Consider the following 20,622-nt stretch of genomic DNA (forward strand, 5'->3'; position numbering starts at 1 on the left):
TTAATTCATAAATTAATTAGCCAAGAAAACACCTAAAAATATCGCCTAACCAATAAATATCAGAAGTAAATCCACGAGATCTCTTCACTCATTTTTCAGACCTTAAATAACATCCAGTGCAATGACCAACCCAGCCAATTCTCAAGAATCTCATGATGTTATAAGCTCTGATCTTGATCATGATAGAACTTCTGAAATAGAATTCTCGCTTAGCAATAATTCAACTCTCTTAAGCGACCAGAAAGAAGACGAACATCTGTTTAAAGATGAGACAAAACCACCACAACCTTCCATTGAAGCATTAGAATCTTTATCAATTGAAGGGGCAAGCTCTCAGCAAAACGATTTCGTTGAACAATATCGTTTCGACGAGTATCTTAACAGCAAAACTTTTTCTCTTTCTCCAAATCTTACCTCTCTACTTAACCCTGCAGAGCAACAAGCAAGCTGTTTAAACTGTGGTCAAGTGGGATGCGCTTGTTCACCTAACCGGACCCAGCAACAAGACGACCCTCATTACCATCATGGCCATACGTCACACCATCATGGCCATACGTCACACCATGCTCATGGTTTAGAGGGAGACTTCCCTGTATGGAATACAGCTAACACTTCAGCTAATATCAACCCATCTTCTTCTCTAGCTGTTAGCAATACATTTCAACTCCACAGCAATCCCAATGCGCAACACACGATTTACTTAGACTTTGACGGACATACCACATCCGGAACATGGTGGAACAATGGGGGAACCATCCGATCTTCCGCCTATAATCGAGACGGTAATAGCGCGTCTTTCAGTACAAGTGAATTATTAGAAATTCAGTCGATTTGGCAGCAGGTCGCTGAGGATTTTGCCCCTTTTAATGTCAACGTCACGACCCAAGACCCAGGCGCTGCAGCCTTAAGCAGAACAAGTAGCAGCGACAGTCAATGGGGCGTTCGTGTTTTATTCACTGATAACCGCAACGAGATAGATGGTACGGCAGTTGCTGCAGGCGCAGGAGGCATTGCCTATGTCGGTAGTTTTAATCGCAATGTTGATCAGGCCGTTTTTGTTTTTAATAAAGGGGCTAGAGCTGCTGCCGTCACTGCAAGTCATGAAGTTGGGCACAGTTTATATCTCAGGCACGATGGTATCAGTGGTCAGACCGCTTACCATCCTGGCCATGGCAGCGGTGCCACGAGTTGGGGCACTATCATGGGAGCCCCTTTTCAGGAAAACCTGACGCAATGGAGTAAAGGAGATTACTACAACGCAGATAACACTGAAGACGACCTTGCCATCATCACCACAAGAAATGGCTTTGATTATCGCTCCGACGATCATGGCAATAGCCAAGCCAATGCTTCAGCACTATCCCTAAACAATGCCGGTCAAATGAGTTCCTTCGGCATTATTGAAAGGAATACAGATGTTGACTATTTTTCCTTCACAACAGGAGCAGGCGACGTTTCATTTACAATTACTCCTACATCAAAAGCATTCGTTGGGAATGGTAGCGGTGGCTATGCCACTGAATACTTAGATGCTCAAGGCGCTAATCTCGATATCTGGGCGGGACTATACAACTCTAATGGCACATTGTTAACATCTTCTAACCCGAGCAATCTTTTAACTGCAAGTTTAGACTTGTCCCTTACTGCAGGAACTTACTTTATCCGCATTGATGGTGTGGGCAAAGATAATCCCTTAGTCAGTGGATCACAAGGCTATTCTGATTATGGCAGTTTGGGCCAGTATTCAATCCTTGGCAATGTTGAATCACTCTCCGCGAGAATAATTGAAGCATCAGGGAATGCCTCATTACTCACTACGGTGGTTGGTTATCAACTTCAAGGGCAGGGAGCTGCTGCTCAGTTTCTTCGGTTGAACGGAAATGTGGTCAGCGAAAACACTTTCTCCGGCTGGTCTGCTATTGGTGTAGAGCGGTTAGGGCAAGGGTATCAGTTACTGTGGAAAAATGTTGATGGACGCTATTTAGACTGGCGGGTGGATGCAAATGGGACTTATCAGAGCTCTCAAAGTATCAGTGAAACAGAACTCACTAGTTTAGAACCGACTTTTCAGCAAGATCTCAATGGTGATCAAGAGATTGGATGGGCATCAACGGCGATAGAAACGGTTGGGACTGCCTCCTTAACAACAACGGCAGTTGGTTATCAACTGCAAGGGCAGGGAGCTGCTGCTCAGTTTCTTTGGTTGAACGGAAATGTGGTCAGCGAAAACACTTTCTCTGGCTGGTCTGCTATTGGTGTAGAGCGGTTAGGGCAAGGGTATCAATTACTGTGGAAAAATGTTGATGGACGCTATTTAGACTGGCGGGTGGATGCAAATGGGACTTATCAGAGCTCTCAAAGTATCAGTGAAACAGAACTCACTAGTTTAGAACCGACTTTTCAGCAAGATCTCAATGGTGATCAAGAGATTGGATGGGCATCAACGGCGATAGAAACGGTTGGGACTGCCTCCTTAACAACAACGGCAGTTGGTTATCAACTGCAAGGGCAGGGAGCTGCTGCTCAGTTTCTTTGGTTGAACGGAAATGTGGTCAGCGAAAACACTTTCTCTAGCTGGTCTGCTATTGGTGTAGAGCGGTTAGGGCAAGGGTATCAGTTACTGTGGAAAAATGTTGATGGACGCTATTTAGACTGGCGGGTGGATGCAAATGGGACTTATCAGAGCTCTCAAAGTATCAGTGAAACAGAACTCACTAGTTTAGAACCGACTTTTCAGCAAGATCTCAATGGTGATCAAGAGATTGGATGGGCATCAACGGCGATAGAAACGGTTGGGACTGCCTCCTTAACAACAACGGCAGTTGGTTATCAACTGCAAGGGCAGGGAGCTGCTGCTCAGTTTCTTTGGTTGAACGGAAATGTGGTCAGCGAAAACACTTTCTCCGGCTGGTCTGCTATTGGTGTAGAGCGGTTAGGGCAAGGGTATCAGTTACTGTGGAAAAATGTTGATGGACGCTATTTAGACTGGCGGGTGGATGCAAATGGGACTTATCAGAGCTCTCAAAGTATCAGTGAAACAGAACTCACTAGTTTAGAACCGACTTTTCAGCAAGATCTCAATGGTGATCAAGAGATTGGATGGGCATCAACGGCGATAGAAACGGTTGGGACTGCCTCCTTAACAACAACGGCAGTTGGTTATCAACTGCAAGGGCAGGGAGCTGCTGCTCAGTTTCTTTGGTTGAACGGAAATGTGGTCAGCGAAAACACTTTCTCTGGCTGGTCTGCTATTGGTGTAGAGCGGTTAGGGCAAGGGTATCAGTTACTGTGGAAAAATGTTGATGGACGCTATTTAGACTGGCGGGTGGATGCAAATGGGACTTATCAGAGCTCTCAAAGTATCAGTGAAACAGAACTCACTAGTTTAGAGCCGACTTTTCAGCAAGATCTCAATGGTGATCAGAGAATTGAGCAAGCTTCTCTCGCTCATAATTTAAGATATGGTGATTTATTACTAGGTGGTCCTAGTGATCAGATGCTGGTGGGGAATGCTAGGAATGATTTGCTAATAGCAGGAGATAGCTCAGATCAATTTGTTTTTTTGAATCCCACGGATGGTATTGATACGATTACTGTTATACCTGGTAAAGATTTGATTCAGATCTCTGCTGCAGACTTTGGCAGGGATTTAGTGGGTGATGTACATTTAGCCAGTGAACAATTTGGATTAGGGGTTGCGGCAACCCCTGACCAGGAAAGTTTTTTGTATGATCAGCTTTCGGGATATTCACGCTATGATGCTGACGGTATAGATGGCATCGCTTCTATCCATATTGCGACTCTTAGCTGAAGGCCTGGGCTATCTCCTTAAGATATTCAACTTGTGCTTTAATGTGAGCTATTTTTCATTGGGTTGATAATCCTCACATCATTAAGTACTAAGAAACACAAATTTCTAAAGAGTCAATCTAGCAACTTGTAACAGTCGTGCTACCCTGTTGGCAATTCTAATTATTTTGTCTTGGAATTAGCTTTCCCTAGATGAGCGCCACATTAGTTCGACCGAAGTAATTTGTGTACGTAAAACAACTCGAGCTTTCTCATTTCAAGTCTTTTGGTAGCACCACTTCGATTCCTTTGCTGCCAGGGTTTACGGTTGTTAGCGGACCGAATGGTTCCGGTAAATCTAATTTATTAGATGCCTTGTTGTTTGCCTTGGGATTAGCAGGGTCACGGGGAATGCGGGCGGAGCGTTTGCCAGACTTGGTAAATCATGCCCAAATTAAGCGGGGACATGCGATCGCAGAGACCCGAGTCACGGTCACCTTCGAACTATCCCCCCAAGAGCTGGAAGAGTTAGCAGCAGCGGAAGCTGCCGAAGCCGAAGAAGCCGAAAGACACACCGACACCACGACGGTATCAGCGATACCAAAACCGGATACGGAATCCACTCTAGCCCCCAATGAATGGCAGGTAACTCGCAAACTGCGGGTGACCAAGCAAGGCACCTATACCTCGTCCTATGCCATTAATGGCGAGTCCTGCACCCTCACCCAGCTCCACGAGCAGCTGAATCGCCGTCGGATTTATCCAGAGGGCTATAACGTCGTCCTCCAAGGGGACGTCACCAGCATTATTTCCATGAACGCCCGGCAACGCCGAGAAATTATTGATGAGCTGGCCGGGGTTGCTAACTTTGACCGGCGGATTAATCAGGCCAAAGATAAGCTAGATGCCGTTAAAGATCAAGAAGAGCGTTCCCGCATCGTCGAGCAGGAACTCAATGATCAGTGCGAACGCCTAGCCCGTGATCGGATCAAAGCGGAAAAGTATCAGAAACTGCGCACTGAACTGCAATCGAAAGCGGCCTGGGAAGGGGTGCTTGCCTGGCGTGACTTACAAGCCCAGATTGACAAGAAACAAAAACAACTCGCCACGGAACAGAAAACCCAAGCCAAGCTAGAGACCGAAACAACGGTATTAGCCACGGAATTAGAAGAAATCTCCCAGAAGCTGGCAACCCTCAATGCCCAAGTCAAAGCTCTAGGAGAAGAAGAACATCTCGCCCTCCAAGCTCAAATTGCCACCCAGGAAGCTGAACTCAAGCAGCTCCAGCGCCAGCAAGGTGAACTGGAGCAATCGCAACAGCAAGTCGCCCAATCCATTCAACATACGCAACAGCAACTGCAAACCTTCCAGGCTGAGATTAAGCAGGTTAGTGAACAACACCAAATATTAACCACTACTGAAGTTGCCCGGTTAACTCAGGCTCGTGAACAGGCCCAGCAAGCCCTGGATACCACCCGGCAACAGGCTCAGGCCATTGCCCAATCTGCTGATGCCTGGATCGAGCAGCAATCCCACCTGAATCAGCAAATCAAAACGGTTCTGCAAGCTTTGGAACCCCAGCGGGCCGAACAAGCTCAACTACAAGAGCGGGTCCAGCAATTAGATCGCCAAAGCGATCTCCAGCAGCAATCGGTTCAGCAGATCGCCCAAGAGTTGACGGAGACCCAAGAACAGCTAGAGGCAGCTGAAGCTGAGGTCTTACAACGACAAGAGCAGGTGCAAGATTGTGCGGGTGCGATCGCAGAAGTGGATCACGATATCAATACCCAGCAAGAAACCCACAATCGACTGCTACGCGAACAACAAGAGAAGCAGCGCCAGCTCGACAAACTAGAAGCCCAAGAACAGGCCCAGCAAGAAGTTCAGGGTACCCATGCCACCCATATCATTCGTAAAGCCAAACTGGCAGGAGTCCATGGTCTCGTAGCTCAACTAGGGCAAGTAGATGCCCATTATCAAACCGCCTTAGAAATTGCTGCGGGCGGTCGCCTTGGTTGTCTAGTCGTCGATGATGACGCCGTCGCCTCAGCCGGCATTGACCTCTTAAAGCGAGAGCGAGGCGGACGAGCGACCTTCTTGCCCCTGAATAAAATGCGCCCCCCGAAGGGACTGCCCTCCTTAACCGCCTCAGGTGCCATTGATTTTGCCATCGAACTGATCGATTTTGACCCGATTTATGAACCAATTTTTGCCTTTGTATTTGGCAATACCGTTGTCTTCAAAACCCTGAGTGATGCCCGTCGCCATATCGGTAAATACCGGATGGTGACGCTGGATGGAGAACTTCTGGAACCCACGGGTGCCATGACGGGAGGCAGCCGCAATCGCCATAACACCCTTCATTTTGGTACGGGTGAAGCAGGAGAATCAGCTGCCATTATGGCGTTGAAACAACGCCTATCAGAAATTGCGACGTTGCTACAGCCCATTGAAAACAAAATTGAGCAGACCCAAGCTCGATTAACCAGTAAACATCAAGAGTTAAGCGGCCTGCGTCAGCAACATCGTGAGGCCCAGCTCAAAACGGAACAGTTGCAGAAAGAACTCAAGGTGTTGGCCGACCGACAAGCCCACCTAGAAAAGCAGCAGCAAACCTATGGCCTAGATTTGAAGGGCGCTCAGGATCGCCTCCAGACCCTGCAAACCAATTTGCCCCAACAAGAAACAGAGTTAGAACAGCTGCGAGAATCCCTAGAAGAACTGGAACAGTCCCAAACCCACGGTGAATGGAAGACCCTACAAAACCAGATTCAGGGCCAAGAGTCGATTGTGGCCGGACGAGAACAGGCCCTGCGCGAAGTCCAACAAAAGATTCAAGAGCTGACTAGCCAGCAAGAGCGTCTGCACGAGAAACAAGAACAGGCCGAGGTCACCCTCCAAACCTTGCACACCCAAACCGAAACCCAGGTCACCCAAAAAACCGAAAATCAAGAACAGCAACAGAAAATCGAGGCCACCATCGCCACGTTCCGCACCGAGTTGGGTAAATTGGAAGAGCGCTTAGGGAGTGAGAAACAAGAACGCGATCGCGTCGAGACCCATCTACAAGAACGCACCGCTGCCCATCAGCAATTGCTATGGCAAATCCAAAAAACCCAAGATAAGCAGCAGGAGCAACAAGAGCTAATTCAGCAGCTACAAACCCAACTACAAGCCAAAGCAACAGAACTCCCCGACCCCTTACCGGAAATTCCGGATGACCTCACCCTAGAGCAGCTTCGCGAGGAATTGCAAAAGCTGCAAAAGCGCCTCCAGGCCATGGAGCCGGTGAATATGCTGGCCATCGAGGAATACGAGCGGACCCAAGAGCGGCTGGTTGAGTTAACGGACAAACTAACGACCCTGGAATCCGAACGCACGGAACTCCTCCTGCGCATCGAGAATTTCCGCACCCTGCGCTATCAATCCTTTCGTGAAGCCTATGATGCCATTGACATCAATTTCCAGAGTATCTTTGCCGAACTCTCCGATGGCGATGGACATTTACAGCTGGATAACCCCGAAGATCCTTTTCAGGGTGGTCTCAATTTAGTCGCCCACCCCAAAGGCAAACCCGTCCAGCGTTTAGCTTCCATGTCTGGAGGAGAGAAATCTCTGACTGCCCTCAGCTTTATCTTTGCCCTACAGCTGTATCGGCCTTCTCCTTTCTATGCCTTTGATGAAGTCGATATGTTCTTGGATGGTGCTAACGTGGAACGCTTGTCCAGCATGATTCAAAAGCAGGCCAAGCAAGCGCAATTTATTGTGGTCAGTCTGCGTCGTCCCATGATTGAGGCCTCTGATCGCACCATCGGCGTCACTCAAGCTAGAGGAACACATACTCAGGTGATCGGCATCCAGCTTCGCCCTACAGCAACCGAACCCGCCACCCCTGTAGAAGCCTCATAAATTAGAGATCATCAGAGACGCCTATTGCTTTCTTTGTGGGCTCCGGCTCAATATCTCGTTCAGTTTTGAGCCATTGCGTCTGAGGTTGAACAAAAAACTTGAAGTAAATCGGCAATTTCCACAGAAGATAGACCGGAATAGATAAAAGAGTCGATACGGGCAAATCCTCTCGTCCAACCTTCATCCAGGCTGCACCTAGGGCAAGACTAAGTAGACTACCAGCAACAGCCAACACCAGAAGGGGGAGCCATGAGACGAGACCTAGCCCCCAGAACAGGCCAGAAAGACTAAACGTGAACAACCACAATAGAACTAACAGAGATAAGGGCGGCACGGATAAGTCCAAAACCAGCATCACGAGATCCAATCGTTTCTGTCGCCATGCTTCCCCAAGCAGCTTCGGAACCTGAGTAAAAATCACCTCTAAATGGCCATGTTCCCAGCGAGACCGCTGACTTTGAGCCGCCTGGTTTTGCATCAACCGTCCGGTGACTCGGCCAGTGGTGATATAAGCGGGAGTATGACCTGCGATCGCAAGATCGATCGTCAGCTGCATATCATCCACACACTTACTACCCGCCAACGGGGCCTGCTCCAAAATAGCCCAAGGAAAGGCCATTCCCGAGCCCGCTAAAAGACAGGGATAGCCTAGCTGAGTAATGCCAACCGACCGCACCCAATTCCGTACTTTAATGGCAAAGACAGAGATACGATCTGTGATGCCACTTTCTGCTTCCACATCCATTAGATAGATCGCCTGAACCGGGCGCTGTTGCTGCACCCCTTGCTGAGCTAATTGGGCAATCGTTCCTGGCGTCAGCCGACAATCAGCATCAAAAATAATCACCACTTCTGGGGGATTCGCCTGTATATGCTTCACTACAAAATCTAAGGCATATCCTTTGCCCCGACAGATCAAGTCCTCCCGCTCCAAAACCTTAACCCCACAGGAGCGCGCTATCGTGGCGGTTTGATCCGAACAATTATCCGCAATGACAATAATCTGAGAGGCCTCTGCAACTTGCCCTAGCAGATCTTCCAGAGTAGACCGAATATTGTCCGCTTCATTATGAGCTGGCACGAGAATATTGAGATCAAGTGGAGGCGGAACCTCACCCTCCTCCTTATCCCCATGCTGGATTGCAGCAGCTCCGACGAAACATTCCACAGCAAAAACGATACTGGGAATGACAAGGAGTACCACACTACTCCACAGTAGAAGATGACTAAAAAGAGCAATCAGCCTGCTCAACAACACAGTAATTTCGCCTTATGAATGAAGAACAAACAGCCTCTGAGGCGAGACTTCCCCCTAGTGTGCCCTTGGCGCTCAATTTACCCCTCTCTCATTTAGGTAGAGGGCACTGAACACCCGCCAAACAACGATATACCTCACTGTCGAGAACTGACTCGAAAAATATCAAACTCATCTTCCAGTTCTTCAGCATCAAAATAGTCATCATCGACGTATTCCTCCTGGGAGTCACCACTCGCATCTTCGCCAGAGAAATTAGAGACCAGTCCCAAAATGGGCAATCGCGATGCCTGTAGCTCCTTCAACATTTTGATCAGGCTAGACTGCTGTGTTTTGCCAATTCCTACTACCATTAACAACCCGTCAGCATTGATCGATAGGAAATTAGCATCTGCATGTCCTTGGAGATAAGGCGTGTCATAAATGACTAAATCAAACGTACTCTGGAGTTGCTCCATTAAATACTTCATCTGATTCGAGGCCGATGCCTTATTGGCCTTGGAACCAGTTTGTCCCGCCGTCAGCAGCGACAGATTTTTCTGATAGGGCACCCGTTGAATCAACTGATTTGGATCCAGATTGCTGTCGATCACATCACTTAATCCCTCTGCATTGGGTACACCTAAGCGGGTATGGAGCTGGGGGAACGCTGTATTGGCATCCACCAACAACACCCGTTGTCCCATTCGGGCTGCGGATTGGGCCAGATAGAGAGCGACCGTTGTTTTGCCATCCCGAGCCGCCACAGAACTGATCACCAAGGATCGTACAGGCGGTTCCATCGGCAAAAACCGAATCTTGGTATACAAGGCCTCTGCTGCCTGCAAAAAGGTTTGGTTTTGATGATTCGCCACCGAGGCTTCCCCAAACTCACTGCCAGTCGGGTTCTTATCAATCGCCTCAATTGCTTGGTTGAACGGTAGACTTCCCAATAACGGTAACCGAGTTTGATCCGTCAAATCATCAATACTGAAAAAGGCATCTCGATGTTTTTCTCTCAGCAGCGCAGCCCCTAAACCTAACAAAAAGCCACCCATTACCCCTAAGGCAATTTTTTTAGTCCGACTTTGCTCCGGAAGGACTAAGTTCCCTTCATCATCGGTTCTCAGCTGCGGTTCAGTCGGAATTTGCCAAGGAATTTCTCTTTGAGCTGATTCAACTTTTAGGGCTTCTCGTTTTAATAACAGCTGATTCAGGGTTGTGGTATCAATTTCTAGCTGACGACTGAGTTGCTCATACTTGCGCTTAACCGCAGGAAATCGGCGCAGTTGAGCATCCACCGTAGCTGCAGCTTGAACTGATGCTTGATTGCGTATTTCTAAGACTTGAATTTCATTCAACGTATCGATCATTTGCTGACTTAAAGATCGTTGAATAGAATTTTGAAACTGAGGTAAAGAGGCGGCACCAGACGTGCTAGCCCGACTTTGGCTGACGAGCTTACGCGTTTCCTGATTCAACAAAGCCTGCAGATTTTTTTGCCGTTCCCGCAATTCTTGAACCACCGGGTTAGCATCCGTAAAACGTGCCCGTTCTTGCGCCAATTGAGTCTCAATTTGCTTCAACTGAGTAAGAAGTTCTTGATAACGAGGATCTTCGCTGAGAGACGATGCAGCAATCACTTGATTGGGCGCTAGACCGAGCTGTTTTTGCAGATTGGCATACAGTTTTTGCTGGGCTCGCAAGTTCCGCTGAGTTTCTAGGCGCTGGGTTTCTAGTTCTCTCGCCTGCTTGGCCAATTCCACGCCTTCACTTTCAAGATCGCTAATACGCTCTTGTTGTTGCAGAGTTTGCAACTGCCCTTCCAGACTATTCACCCGCTGCCTCAGTTCTGGCAACTGTTGCTCAATAAAGGCCACCCCACCCCCAATGCGGCTTTTACGATCTTCCAGACTATATTTGAGGTACCCGTTGGCTAGCTGTTCGAGCACATAGATGATTTTGATTCGATCGGCTGACTCATAACTGACTCGAATCAGCTTTGTCTTATCAAACTCGTCCTGACCAATGCGCTCAACCTTCATATCCTTCAGAAGGGCGTTATAGCTCACTGGATATTTCGGTTCAATTTGCTTCAAAATGCCCGCCAAGACTTTGGGACTTCTGAGCACTCGAATCAGGGTTGAATAATCTAATCCTTCTTCATTGGGAATATTGCCATCACGAGATAAAACAGAGGGATCTGTTAGCCTACCCGTTGCCGTCACCGGCTCCACCAAAAGCTGGAATTCCCCTTCATAGGTCAAGGGGCGACTGAGCACTAAATAAATGGTTAACCCAGCCACTAAGACATTAACCCCACCAATCAGCAAAATATTGCGACGGATCAAGCGCCACAATGGACGAACATTCAGTCCCTGTTTGCCACCAGATTGATGATTCTCTGGACTTCCTAGAGGCGTATACTCTGACTGCTCATAGGCCTGCATCAAAGATAAGGATTGTTCATCAAGTTCAGATTTCATCGTGACCTCAAAGTAGAAGGCTCAGGACCCTGCACACATCAAAATACTAACTTGCAAAGCGATGGGGAAATGAATTTACAAGCCTGAGTTAGTTCTTGCACACCATATTTTAGGATTTATCTGCTGTTTCCACGCAGCTTACATCAACACTTAGAGTCTTTCTGGAGAGAATATTTCTTTGATGGGGTTCAACATTACCCGTGTCTACCCTTAGCTCCTTACTTTCTGAGATAAAGGTGTCTCTTAATTGTTTAATGCATAGTATAACGAGGTATTTTCAAGAGAGTAAAACCACTAAAATTTCTAAAAGCCTTATGGGTTAAGACTTCTCACCTTATGCTCAGTGCAATAATCCATAATGAAAATTTTTAATTCTTGTGAATAATATTATATTTAGACTTCTATAATTTGTCTCAACTCATTATCAGTAAACATCTCATGCCCTGGGAGTAGTTTTGTGACAAGGTATTTTATTGAGTGTGGAAGTAGGGTATAAACTATTTAGTGAATCTAACTTCTTTTTTCCCTAAGATTCATATTAGAATTACTCCATTCGATAGAATCTTTTCATTTGATTTCCTTTTTGTTGCCACTTCTATTTTCTTTGGCTATCCTTATGGAGTGTAATTTAGATCACAGCATTTCTTGTTTTACAAAACAGAAGTGTGGGGGCATCCTAACTAAAACCTATATTTTCTACAAGCGAGAGCACTCATGGATAAATTAAGAAGAGTGGCTAAATTGTCGATTGTGGTTGGTGTTGTTTCCCTGTGCCCAGCAATTGTTACTCCTCAAGCAGCCTCTGCAGAGTCTATTTCTCCTACGACTGCAGTAGGACAAGCCCCTCAGAATTACGGTATTGTTCGATCGACAGGCCTTAACACTCTTGAAATTAGACATTTGAGTGGTGGCTATCGGACCTATTCTGTTTCTAGCGATTTAACGGCTTCTATGGCCCTGAGCCCAGGCGATTTTGTCGCTTACAATGCTGATGCCAGCGGTACGTTAACGCAACTTCAGCCCCCTAGAATTGCTCGCATCTTTGAAGGGACTATCTCTAACATTCAAGGGAATCAAATTACGGTTGTTGCTCCAGACGGTTCTTCTTTGACCACAACCGTTGCGGCTAACTCCATTAATCGACTAGAGCTATCTCCTGGAAAGGGCTTAAGTGTGACTCAATACGAGGGCCTGAGCGCTACTAAAGTATGCTGTATTTCTAAGTTTACGCAACAGCCTCCGGTGCTCCTACCCCCGGAACCCACTGCTGCACCGCCTCAACCCATCCCAGCCTTATGGTAGGCTCACTCCTCCTCAACGCCTCAAGCAACAGCTGAGGCCTGTCTGTCCATCAAGCTATAGCCCTTCTTCAGATTTACCCTGGGGGAGTAGGGAGTACAAGCAAATGAACAAAATGAGTAGACATCCATCTTCAACGATTGGCCTCGCCATTACCCTAGCAGGAGTCATGCAGACACTGCCCCTGCATGCAGCTCAGCTCAACTTTGACCAGCCAGAAACTGAGGGCAGTCTAACGACTCCTGAGGCCATTAGTAATTGTGCCCAAGAGCCGGATCCAAATTTAACGTCTCAGTCTAATCATGGGGTCTCTAATCCGTCCCAAACCCTCATCTTGGGACCGAATCTCATTGCTAATAATATTGCGACAGCGAATGATGCGGGTTTATTCACATCAGAGTCGCCCTTAGTTGCTCAATCCATCGTAGATGATTGCTGTGTAGTTGGAGACACAGCCATTGGTGGCCCTTCTGCCTTTGAAGATGCTGCATTTTGCGGACTGGGTGGCGTACCTCCAGCAGGAGGCGCTGCACCTGGTGGCTTTCCTTTTCCTGTACTGGCCGCTTTAGCACCAGCAGCAGCAGTTCCCTTTATAGCAACGGGTGGAGATCCGGAACCGACTCCAACACCCACGCCGACTCCAACTCCAACTCCGACTCCAACACCCACGCCCACACCCACTCCAACACCCACGCCCACTCCAACACCCACTCCAACGCCGCCTCCTACCAAGCCTCCAGAGAAAGTACCTGAGCCTTCTACAATGGCTGGGTTACTCATTGGCGGTGCTATATTCGGCATCTATAAACGGAGAAAGAAATCAAAAGACTAGCGATTAAGGAAGCTAGCTTTACTCCTTAAACAAATAGCGACGGCTTTTGAAAGGCCGTCGCTATTTGTTTCAATTCAGTTAGATAACAGGTAATCTATCTATTTACGCCATTTAGACGTACAGAGAATCTTGGAGTGATCACACCGATCTTTATACTTCGCTGCAATTTCAGTCACTTCTTTCATCAGGCCAACATCTAACTTAGTCGGTTGCAGACCTAAATCCATAAAGCACTTATTCTCAACATATAATTCGTTTTCCGCTGCCTCAGTTCTGGGATTCTCTAAGTGATCAATCTTAGCCCCAGTAATGTCTGCAATGATTTTGGCTAGATCTCTCACACGGTGAGTTTCGGTCATTTGGTTAAAGATTTTGACCCGCTCTCCAGATTCAGGGGGATTCTCAACGGCCAGTTGAATACACTTAACCGTGTCCTGAATATGAATAAATGCTCGGGTCTGACCACCCGTACCATGCACCGTTAAGGGATGACCAATGGCGGCCTGCATCAAAAATCGGTTCAGAACAGTACCGTAATCACCGTCATAATCAAAGCGATTAATCAGGCGTTCATCCTGCTTGGTCTCTTCTGTATTGGTTCCCCAGACCACACCTTGGTGTAAGTCGGTGACTCGAATCTTGTCATTCTTGTTGTAGTAGTAGAAGAAGAGCTGATCCTGAGTTTTGGTCATGTGATAAACACTGCCCGGATCCGCAGGATAGAGGATTTGTTTTTCAACCACCTCACCAGTATCAATCACCACCTGAACGTCGAGATAGCCTTCAGGGATCTTCATGCCGGCAGTACCGTAGCCGTAAACGCCCATGGTGCCGAGATGAACCACATGGATATCCAGGCCAGACTCCACAATGGCAGCTAAAACATTATTCGTAGCGTTGAGGTTGTTATTAACCGTATAACGCTTTTGCCGAGATGACTTCATGGAATACGGGGCAGCCCGCTGCTCAGCGAAATGTACCACCACGTCAGGGCGATAGGTGCACAACAGATTTAAGAGCCGATCATATTCCGCCGCAATATCGAAGTTATAGAACTGAATATGTTTGCCTGTTAAGTCTTGCCAGGTTTTCAGGCGAATCGAAATCGGACTAATGGGGGTCAACGAGTTGGTCTCTAACTCGTTATCAATGTTGCGCCTGGATAAATTGTCCACAATAACAACATCATGGCCAAGTTTGGATAGATGTAGCGCAGTTGGCCAGCCGCAGAACCCATCACCGCCCAATATTACAATGTTCATGCTTTGTCCCTAAACCGAATGTCTCAATTACAGACGAGAATTCGAATCTTCAGAATTGCTAGTCAGTCAACGACACACCCTTCCCAGCAATCGTTAGATACGCTACTCGTTTACAACAGCTTCATAGTCTTTAAGAATATCTCAAATCGGGGACCATCACGATTTGGGGTTGTGACAATGATCAGATCGTATTTTGGTATAGAGCTGGGACAAGATAAGTCCTGAAAATGAAGAGGTTCAGCTTCTAGTCGTCACTTCCACTTTAGGCTTTAGGCATAACGAAATTAGCATAGCTTAGTTCGTTGACTGCATTCCACTTATAAACCTTTTCGCGAAAGGCTTTCCAAGGTTCATAGATCTCTTTAAAGCTCGCTTCTTTCGCCGCATTCTCCTCATAGATCTCAAAAGAGATTTTCTGGGCAGCTTGAAGGATATCGTCACTATAGCGGGTGAGTTCCGTGCCCCCCGCCACCAGCTGAGAGATCACGTCACGATTTAAGGCATCATAGGCGGCCAACATATTGATATTGGCTTCGTAGGCAGCGGTTTTGAAGATTTCTTGATATTCCTTAGGCAATTTATCCCAAGCTTGGCGATTGACTAGGACATCTAAGGTGGGGCCAGGCTCCCACCAGCCGGGATAGTAGTAGTATTTTGCTGCTTTTTGCAAGCCGAGTTTCTGATCGTCGTAAGGGCCCACCCATTCAGCGGCATCGATGGTGTTCCGCTCTAAAGCCAGGAAAATATCCCCCCCTGGTAAGACTTGGACATTTACCCCTAACCGCCGCATCACTTCGCCTCCAAGGCCAGGGATCCGCATTTTGAGTCCCTTCAGATCGCTAGCCGTTTTGATTTGGCGTTTGAACCAGCCTCCCATTTGGGCTCCGGTGTTACCCGCGGGGAAGTTGATCACACCAAAGTCTGCATAGACTTTTTGCATGGCTTCCAGGCCACCGCCATGATAGAGCCAGGCATTTTGTTGCTGAGCGGTAAGACCAAAGGGAACGGCAGTGGCAAAGCCCAGGGCGGGGTTTTTGCCAATGTAGTAGTAGCTGGCGGTATGGCCGCATTGAACGCTACCGGAGCGGACGGTGTCTAAAACTTCTAAAGGTGGGGCAATTTCGCCACCGGGTGACACCTGAATTTGAAACCGACCATCGGTCATGGCACTGACGCGATCGCTAATGGTTTTGGCACCACCATAAATGGTGTCTAAGGATTCTTGCCAACTGGTGGCCATCCGCCAACGAACTCGGGGAAGGGAACCTGAGCTAGTGGTGGAGGAGCGTCGACAGGCCGCAAGGGTGGTGGTTGCGATCGCACCGACTGCCGAATTCCGTAATAACTTGCGTCGTTTCAACTTTTCGCTCCTGAACCCTACGTGTATCATCTCGGCAACGGTTATGCAGACGGACTTTAGGGTAATCCGTAGGGAGATGACCGCCTCCAATCCTACCGATAAATGGATTCGCTACCGGAAAACGCAACAGAATGTTGTCATTCCCGCCCAATTCCACTGATTTTTTAGGCAGAAGAGTAAATAAAGACTGTCGCTTCATTCCAGACGAAGGGCATTCTAGGGCCATAAATAGACCCATCTCTGTTAGTCAGATGTCGAAAAGTCGACGATACCGACCATTTTTACTCTTATTTGCGATTGGCATATTTCTAGGATTCTTAACTGCCACCCATCCTAGGCTGATCGCCAATCCTCACCTGTTCCATGCCCAAGCCTACTGGACTCCAACCGTCACTCAGACGGTGGATCAAACCTCTTTGGCGGGCACCTGGGAATTTCAAGCTGACCCACAGCCGACCGCTGACAAGCTAGTGCTGCAACCGAGTGGACCCAATATTCCACCTATTCCCCAGGGCCAATGGCAAGAGATTGCAGTGCCTTCCAACTGGTACTTACAAGGGCAAGATATATCGGGGGTGGTCTGGTATCGCCATCAGTTTCGCGCCAATGAGCGATGGCGTCAGAAGCTGACTCGTCTAGTGTTTTCGGGGGTCGATTACACCGCAGACGTTTGGCTCAATGGTCAGTATTTAGGCTTTCATGAGGGCTACTTTCAGCCCTTTTCCTTTGATGTGTCTAAGGCTCTGATGTTTACGGGCCAGAATGAATTACTGGTGCGGGTCAATAGCCCTTTGGAGCCTCAAGGCCAGGATTGGTCCCTCCGCAAACGCTTAATTAAAGGCATTTTTAGTCACCACGATACCCGTCCAGGTGGAGCTTGGACCGATCGCGGCCAAGAGAAAAATACCGGAGGTATCTGGGCCCCGGTATTTTTGCAAGTCTCCGATCAGGTCGCCATTGAAACGATTCAAATCACCCCGGAGTTAGACGCCGACTACCAACAGGCCACGGCTAAGGTGGATCTAGTAGTCAATTCTCCAGGACTGGGCAAGACGAATCTTGATGCCCATGTGCAGTTGGTGCCAGAGAATTTTTCGGGGTTACCCATTGGACCTATTCGCGTGAAACGCACCCTGCATCAAGGGGCTAATCACCTGAAGCTACAGATTCCTGTAGATGACCCGAAACTATGGTGGTCTTGGGAGCATGGAGACCCCAATTTATATCGCCTTACGGTGCAGTTGGCCGATGGCAGTCGACTGCTGGATAAAGCGTCAGATGTATTCGGATTTCGCACCATTCAGTTTGACCCGACCGAAAAAATCTGGCGACTGAATGGTCGCCGCCTATTTTTGCGAGGCACCAATTACATTGCCACCCAGTGGCTCAGTGAAATGACGCCGGAGAAATACCAGACGGATATTGACCTGATGAAAGCGGCCAATATCAATACGGTACGAGTCCATGCCCATATCATCGGCAAGGATTTTTATAAGCTGTGCGATCGCAACGGCGTATTCATCTGGCAGGACTTTCCTTTGCAGTGGGGCTATGAAGATACTCCCCAATTTCTCCAGGAAGCTACCCGCCAAGCCAAGGATATGATTGGCTACCTTTACAACCATCCTTCGATTCTGGCCTGGAGTCTGCATAATGAGCCGCCCTGGGATGCGGACTGGATGAAGTACAAATACAAGACCTACGATCCAGAGCAAAATCGCGAGTTAGACGCCAAGCTATTGGCCAACCTGCAGGGAGAAGACCCCACCCGCCTCTTACATCCCGTGTCTACCGTCGGGGAGCATCCTTGGTTTGGTTGGTATTCCAACACCTTCTATAAATATGCAGAACCGACCACAGAAGCCATTATTTCCGAATTTGGCGCTCAAGCTTTACCGCATCTAGAGTCCCTACGGCGCATCTTTACGGAAGACGAGCTATGGCCGGATACAGAAGCGGAATGGGACAAGTGGCTGTATCACAACTTTCAGCGCCATGAAACTTTCAATATTGCCAAGGTGCCCATGGGGAATACGACCCAGGAGTTTATCGATAATACCCAACAGTATCAATCCCAACTGATTCAGTTTGCCGCCGAAGCCTATCGCCGCCAGCGTTATCAGCCCGTCTCATCGATTTTTCAATTTATGTTTGTGGAGGATTGGCCTTCTGTCAATTGGGGCATTGTTGATTACTGGCGACAGCCCAAACCCGGCCATGAGGCTCTGAAATGGGCCTACCAGCCCGTATTGCCTAGTATTGCTTGGCCTCAACTCACCTGGACTTTGGAGGAAACCGTAGAGCTGGAACTCTGGGCCATCAATGATTTATGGAAGGACTATCCAGAGGCAACCTATACCTATACTCTCCGCCAAGGCCAAAAACGCCTTAAATCTGGCAAAAGTAGGATTAATTTAACCGCAGATAGCAGCCAGCCTGTCGATAAGATTTTTTTTCAGCCCCAAAACTTGGGCAACTACACCGTCACAGCCACGATCAAAGATCGGCTAGGGACGGTATTAGGGGAAAACCAGTTTACGTTTGATGTGATTGATCGGGGGGATCAAACCAATGAGTCGACGTCGTAAGTTAAGGACGCTATTGATCTGTTTTGTCGCCTCAGTCGCCCTCACGATTGGGATTGCCAAATGGGTCTGTAGCCAGCAGCTCGCTGAAGACTTTGCACCTAAAATTGTCCTCAACCAAGTTGGATATCGCGCCAATTGGGACAAGGTGGCCTTTTTACTCAATGCGGAAGATAATGCACCTATTAAAACAAAGGTCGTTGACCATCAATCTGGGAAAACAGTAGCGACGATCCAGCCTGGGTCTGCTGAATTAGATGAACAGAGTCGCGATCGCATCCAAACTCTAGACTTCTCCAAGGTCAAAAGATCCGGTGAATACTACCTGCAAACAGGTGAGTTAAAATCCGTTCCCTTCCAAATTGGCCAAGATATTTATCAAGACACCTTTACCAAACTCCTGCGCACCTATTATTTACAGCGTTGCGGCACGGTTATCTTTGACCCTATTACCGGGATTTATCATCCTCCCTGCCATATCAAAGATGCCTTGTTAGCCCATGATGATGCCTTCCACAAAGCAGGCGACACCGTTCAAAGCCAGGGCGGCTGGCATGATGCAGGAGACTATGGCAAGTATGTGGCGACCACAACCGTCACCATCGGTAGCTTATTCAGCCTATACGAGCAATATCCCCAGAACTTTACCGACGGCCAGTTAGATATTCCCGAAAGTGGTAACAAGGTTCCCGATTTACTAGACGAGATGAAAGTGGGTCTAGACTGGCTACTCTCCACTCAACGCCAAGATGGCGGTGTCTATCGCAAGCTCTCAGGTAAAGCCTGGCCCATTGGCAAAGCGCCCCATGAAGACCAGCAGCCCCGCTATTTATATGGTGTGTCTACGCCTGAAACCGGAAAATTTGCGGCGGTGATGGCCATGGCAGGTCGGATTTACGAAGAGAGTCAACCCAAACTAGCCCAAACATATCTGGATTCAGCTCGCCTGGCTTGGGACTATTTGCAGACCCAAGACAAAATGCAAGAGAGCTGGATTGATGGAGATGATAGCGGTTCCGGTAAGTATCTCCAGTCGGAGATTGACATCGAAGACAGTCTGAAAACCGATATTGACGATCGATACTGGGCCGCCGCCGAATTATTCCTCACCACCGGAGACTCACAATATGAGCAATATCTGGTGGACCATTTCGACCAGATGCCCTTTAACCTCTATGAGTGGAAGGATGCCTCAACCCTAGGGATGGTGGATTATTTGCTCTATGCCAAGGCAGACCCCAACCAGCTCAAACCCCAAATCCGCGAAAAGCTCCTCGCCCGTGCCGATCAAATTATGGAGCGGGTCGAAGGAAGTGGCTATCGCCTCGCCAACCATCGCTTTATTTGGGGTTCCAACAAAATGACCGTCGAAGAAGGCATTACCTTAATCCATGCCTATCGCCTGACCCAAGACGCAAAATATAAAGCCGCCGCCCTCGATCAGCTCCACTACATGATGGGCCGCAATCATTTTGATCAAACCTTTGTCACGGATGTGGGCACCCATCCCGTGGAAAATGTGAACCATCTGTTCGCTAGGGCCAAGAAAATTAAAATTCCGGGGTTAGTCGTAGGTGGCCCGAATGACGGAGCCCAGGATAATATTGCTCCCAAAGGGTTAGGCATTCGCAGCTATCTCGACAGCGAAAAGTCCTATGCCACCAATGAATATGCCATTGACTACAACGCGCCCCTAATAACTCTTTTGGGAATGTTGTTAGAAACGTCTTAGCTGACCTCGTTCACCATTCCTTTGCGTGCCGAAGGCGACATTCTGAGTAACAATCAACAGCACATAGGGTTCTCCCTTCAGAATTGGGGGCTAGGCTTTGAAGTCAGCTCAGCCGAACGGGACCAAAGGCAGCC

General features: G+C 48.1%; 10 protein-coding genes. 6 read left to right on the top strand and 4 right to left on the bottom strand.

Annotated elements, in window-relative coordinates; translation table 11 throughout:
• The first annotated feature begins 121 nt into the window (after positions 1-121).
• Together I1H34_RS24860 and smc are read left to right on the top strand one after the other, a co-directional pair.
• The gene (locus I1H34_RS24860; protein WP_212663540.1) at positions 122-3,811 is read left to right on the top strand and encodes a zinc-dependent metalloprotease family protein; all 3,690 of its coding nucleotides are present in this window, start codon (positions 122-124) and stop codon (positions 3,809-3,811) included.
• Positions 3,812-4,035: 224 nt separating this feature from the next.
• Complete coding sequence (smc, locus tag I1H34_RS24865) at positions 4,036-7,698, top strand: chromosome segregation protein SMC (RefSeq protein WP_212663541.1); 3,663 nt, start codon at positions 4,036-4,038, stop codon at positions 7,696-7,698.
• A 1-nt stretch (position 7,699) separates the two neighbouring features.
• On the opposite strand, the gene I1H34_RS24870 is transcribed toward smc, so the two are convergent.
• Both I1H34_RS24870 and I1H34_RS24875 read right to left on the bottom strand, forming a co-directional pair.
• The gene (locus I1H34_RS24870) at positions 7,700-8,902 is read right to left on the bottom strand and encodes a glycosyltransferase family 2 protein (protein WP_249369594.1); all 1,203 of its coding nucleotides are present in this window, start codon (positions 8,900-8,902) and stop codon (positions 7,700-7,702) included.
• 188 nt (positions 8,903-9,090) lie between these two features.
• Positions 9,091-11,418 (bottom strand): polysaccharide biosynthesis tyrosine autokinase, encoded by a 2,328-nt coding sequence (locus I1H34_RS24875; RefSeq protein WP_212663543.1) that lies wholly within the window; start codon positions 11,416-11,418, stop codon positions 9,091-9,093.
• Positions 11,419-12,132: 714 nt separating this feature from the next.
• On the opposite strand from I1H34_RS24875, the gene I1H34_RS24880 reads away from it, so the two are divergent.
• Positions 12,133-12,720 carry a hypothetical protein gene (locus I1H34_RS24880; protein WP_212663544.1) on the top strand — a complete coding sequence of 196 codons (588 nt, stop codon included), beginning with the start codon at positions 12,133-12,135 and terminating at the stop codon, positions 12,718-12,720.
• A 112-nt stretch (positions 12,721-12,832) separates the two neighbouring features.
• Positions 12,833-13,549 carry a PEP-CTERM sorting domain-containing protein gene (locus I1H34_RS24885; RefSeq protein WP_249369596.1) on the top strand — a complete coding sequence of 239 codons (717 nt, stop codon included), beginning with the start codon at positions 12,833-12,835 and terminating at the stop codon, positions 13,547-13,549.
• Positions 13,550-13,647: 98 nt separating this feature from the next.
• Here I1H34_RS24885 and I1H34_RS24890 read toward each other — a convergent pair whose 3' ends face one another.
• Together I1H34_RS24890 and I1H34_RS24895 are read right to left on the bottom strand one after the other, a co-directional pair.
• Positions 13,648-14,811 (bottom strand): NAD-dependent epimerase/dehydratase family protein, encoded by a 1,164-nt coding sequence (locus tag I1H34_RS24890; RefSeq protein ID WP_212663546.1) that lies wholly within the window; start codon positions 14,809-14,811, stop codon positions 13,648-13,650.
• Between the two features lie 262 nt (positions 14,812-15,073).
• Positions 15,074-16,171, bottom strand: coding sequence for a TRAP transporter substrate-binding protein (locus tag I1H34_RS24895; protein WP_212663547.1), 1,098 nt, complete (start codon positions 16,169-16,171; stop codon positions 15,074-15,076).
• Positions 16,172-16,422: 251 nt separating this feature from the next.
• Between I1H34_RS24895 and I1H34_RS24900 the strand changes: the two genes are divergently transcribed.
• Both I1H34_RS24900 and I1H34_RS24905 read left to right on the top strand, forming a co-directional pair.
• Entirely contained in the window at positions 16,423-18,759 is a 2,337-nt protein-coding gene (locus I1H34_RS24900; RefSeq protein ID WP_249369598.1) for a glycoside hydrolase family 2 protein, read from the top strand.
• Entirely contained in the window at positions 18,743-20,488 is a 1,746-nt protein-coding gene (locus tag I1H34_RS24905) for a glycoside hydrolase family 9 protein (RefSeq protein WP_212663548.1), read from the top strand. The genes I1H34_RS24900 and I1H34_RS24905 overlap by 17 nt, the downstream gene beginning before the upstream one ends.
• Positions 20,489-20,622 lie beyond the last annotated feature (134 nt).

Source organism: Acaryochloris marina S15, from assembly GCF_018336915.1.
GTDB lineage: Bacteria > Cyanobacteriota > Cyanobacteriia > Thermosynechococcales > Thermosynechococcaceae > Acaryochloris > Acaryochloris marina_A.

Coding starts and splice junctions, on each gene's coding strand:
- I1H34_RS24890 (WP_212663546.1), bottom strand. CDS start 14,811: ATGAACATTGTAATATTGGGCGGTGATGGGTTCTGCGGCTGGCCAACT.
- I1H34_RS24875 (WP_212663543.1), bottom strand. CDS start 11,418: ATGAAATCTGAACTTGATGAACAATCCTTATCTTTGATGCAGGCCTAT.
- I1H34_RS24885 (WP_249369596.1), top strand. CDS start 12,833: ATGAGTAGACATCCATCTTCAACGATTGGCCTCGCCATTACCCTAGCA.
- I1H34_RS24900 (WP_249369598.1), top strand. CDS start 16,423: ATGTCGAAAAGTCGACGATACCGACCATTTTTACTCTTATTTGCGATT.
- I1H34_RS24880 (WP_212663544.1), top strand. CDS start 12,133: ATGGATAAATTAAGAAGAGTGGCTAAATTGTCGATTGTGGTTGGTGTT.
- I1H34_RS24860 (WP_212663540.1), top strand. CDS start 122: ATGACCAACCCAGCCAATTCTCAAGAATCTCATGATGTTATAAGCTCT.
- I1H34_RS24905 (WP_212663548.1), top strand. CDS start 18,743: ATGAGTCGACGTCGTAAGTTAAGGACGCTATTGATCTGTTTTGTCGCC.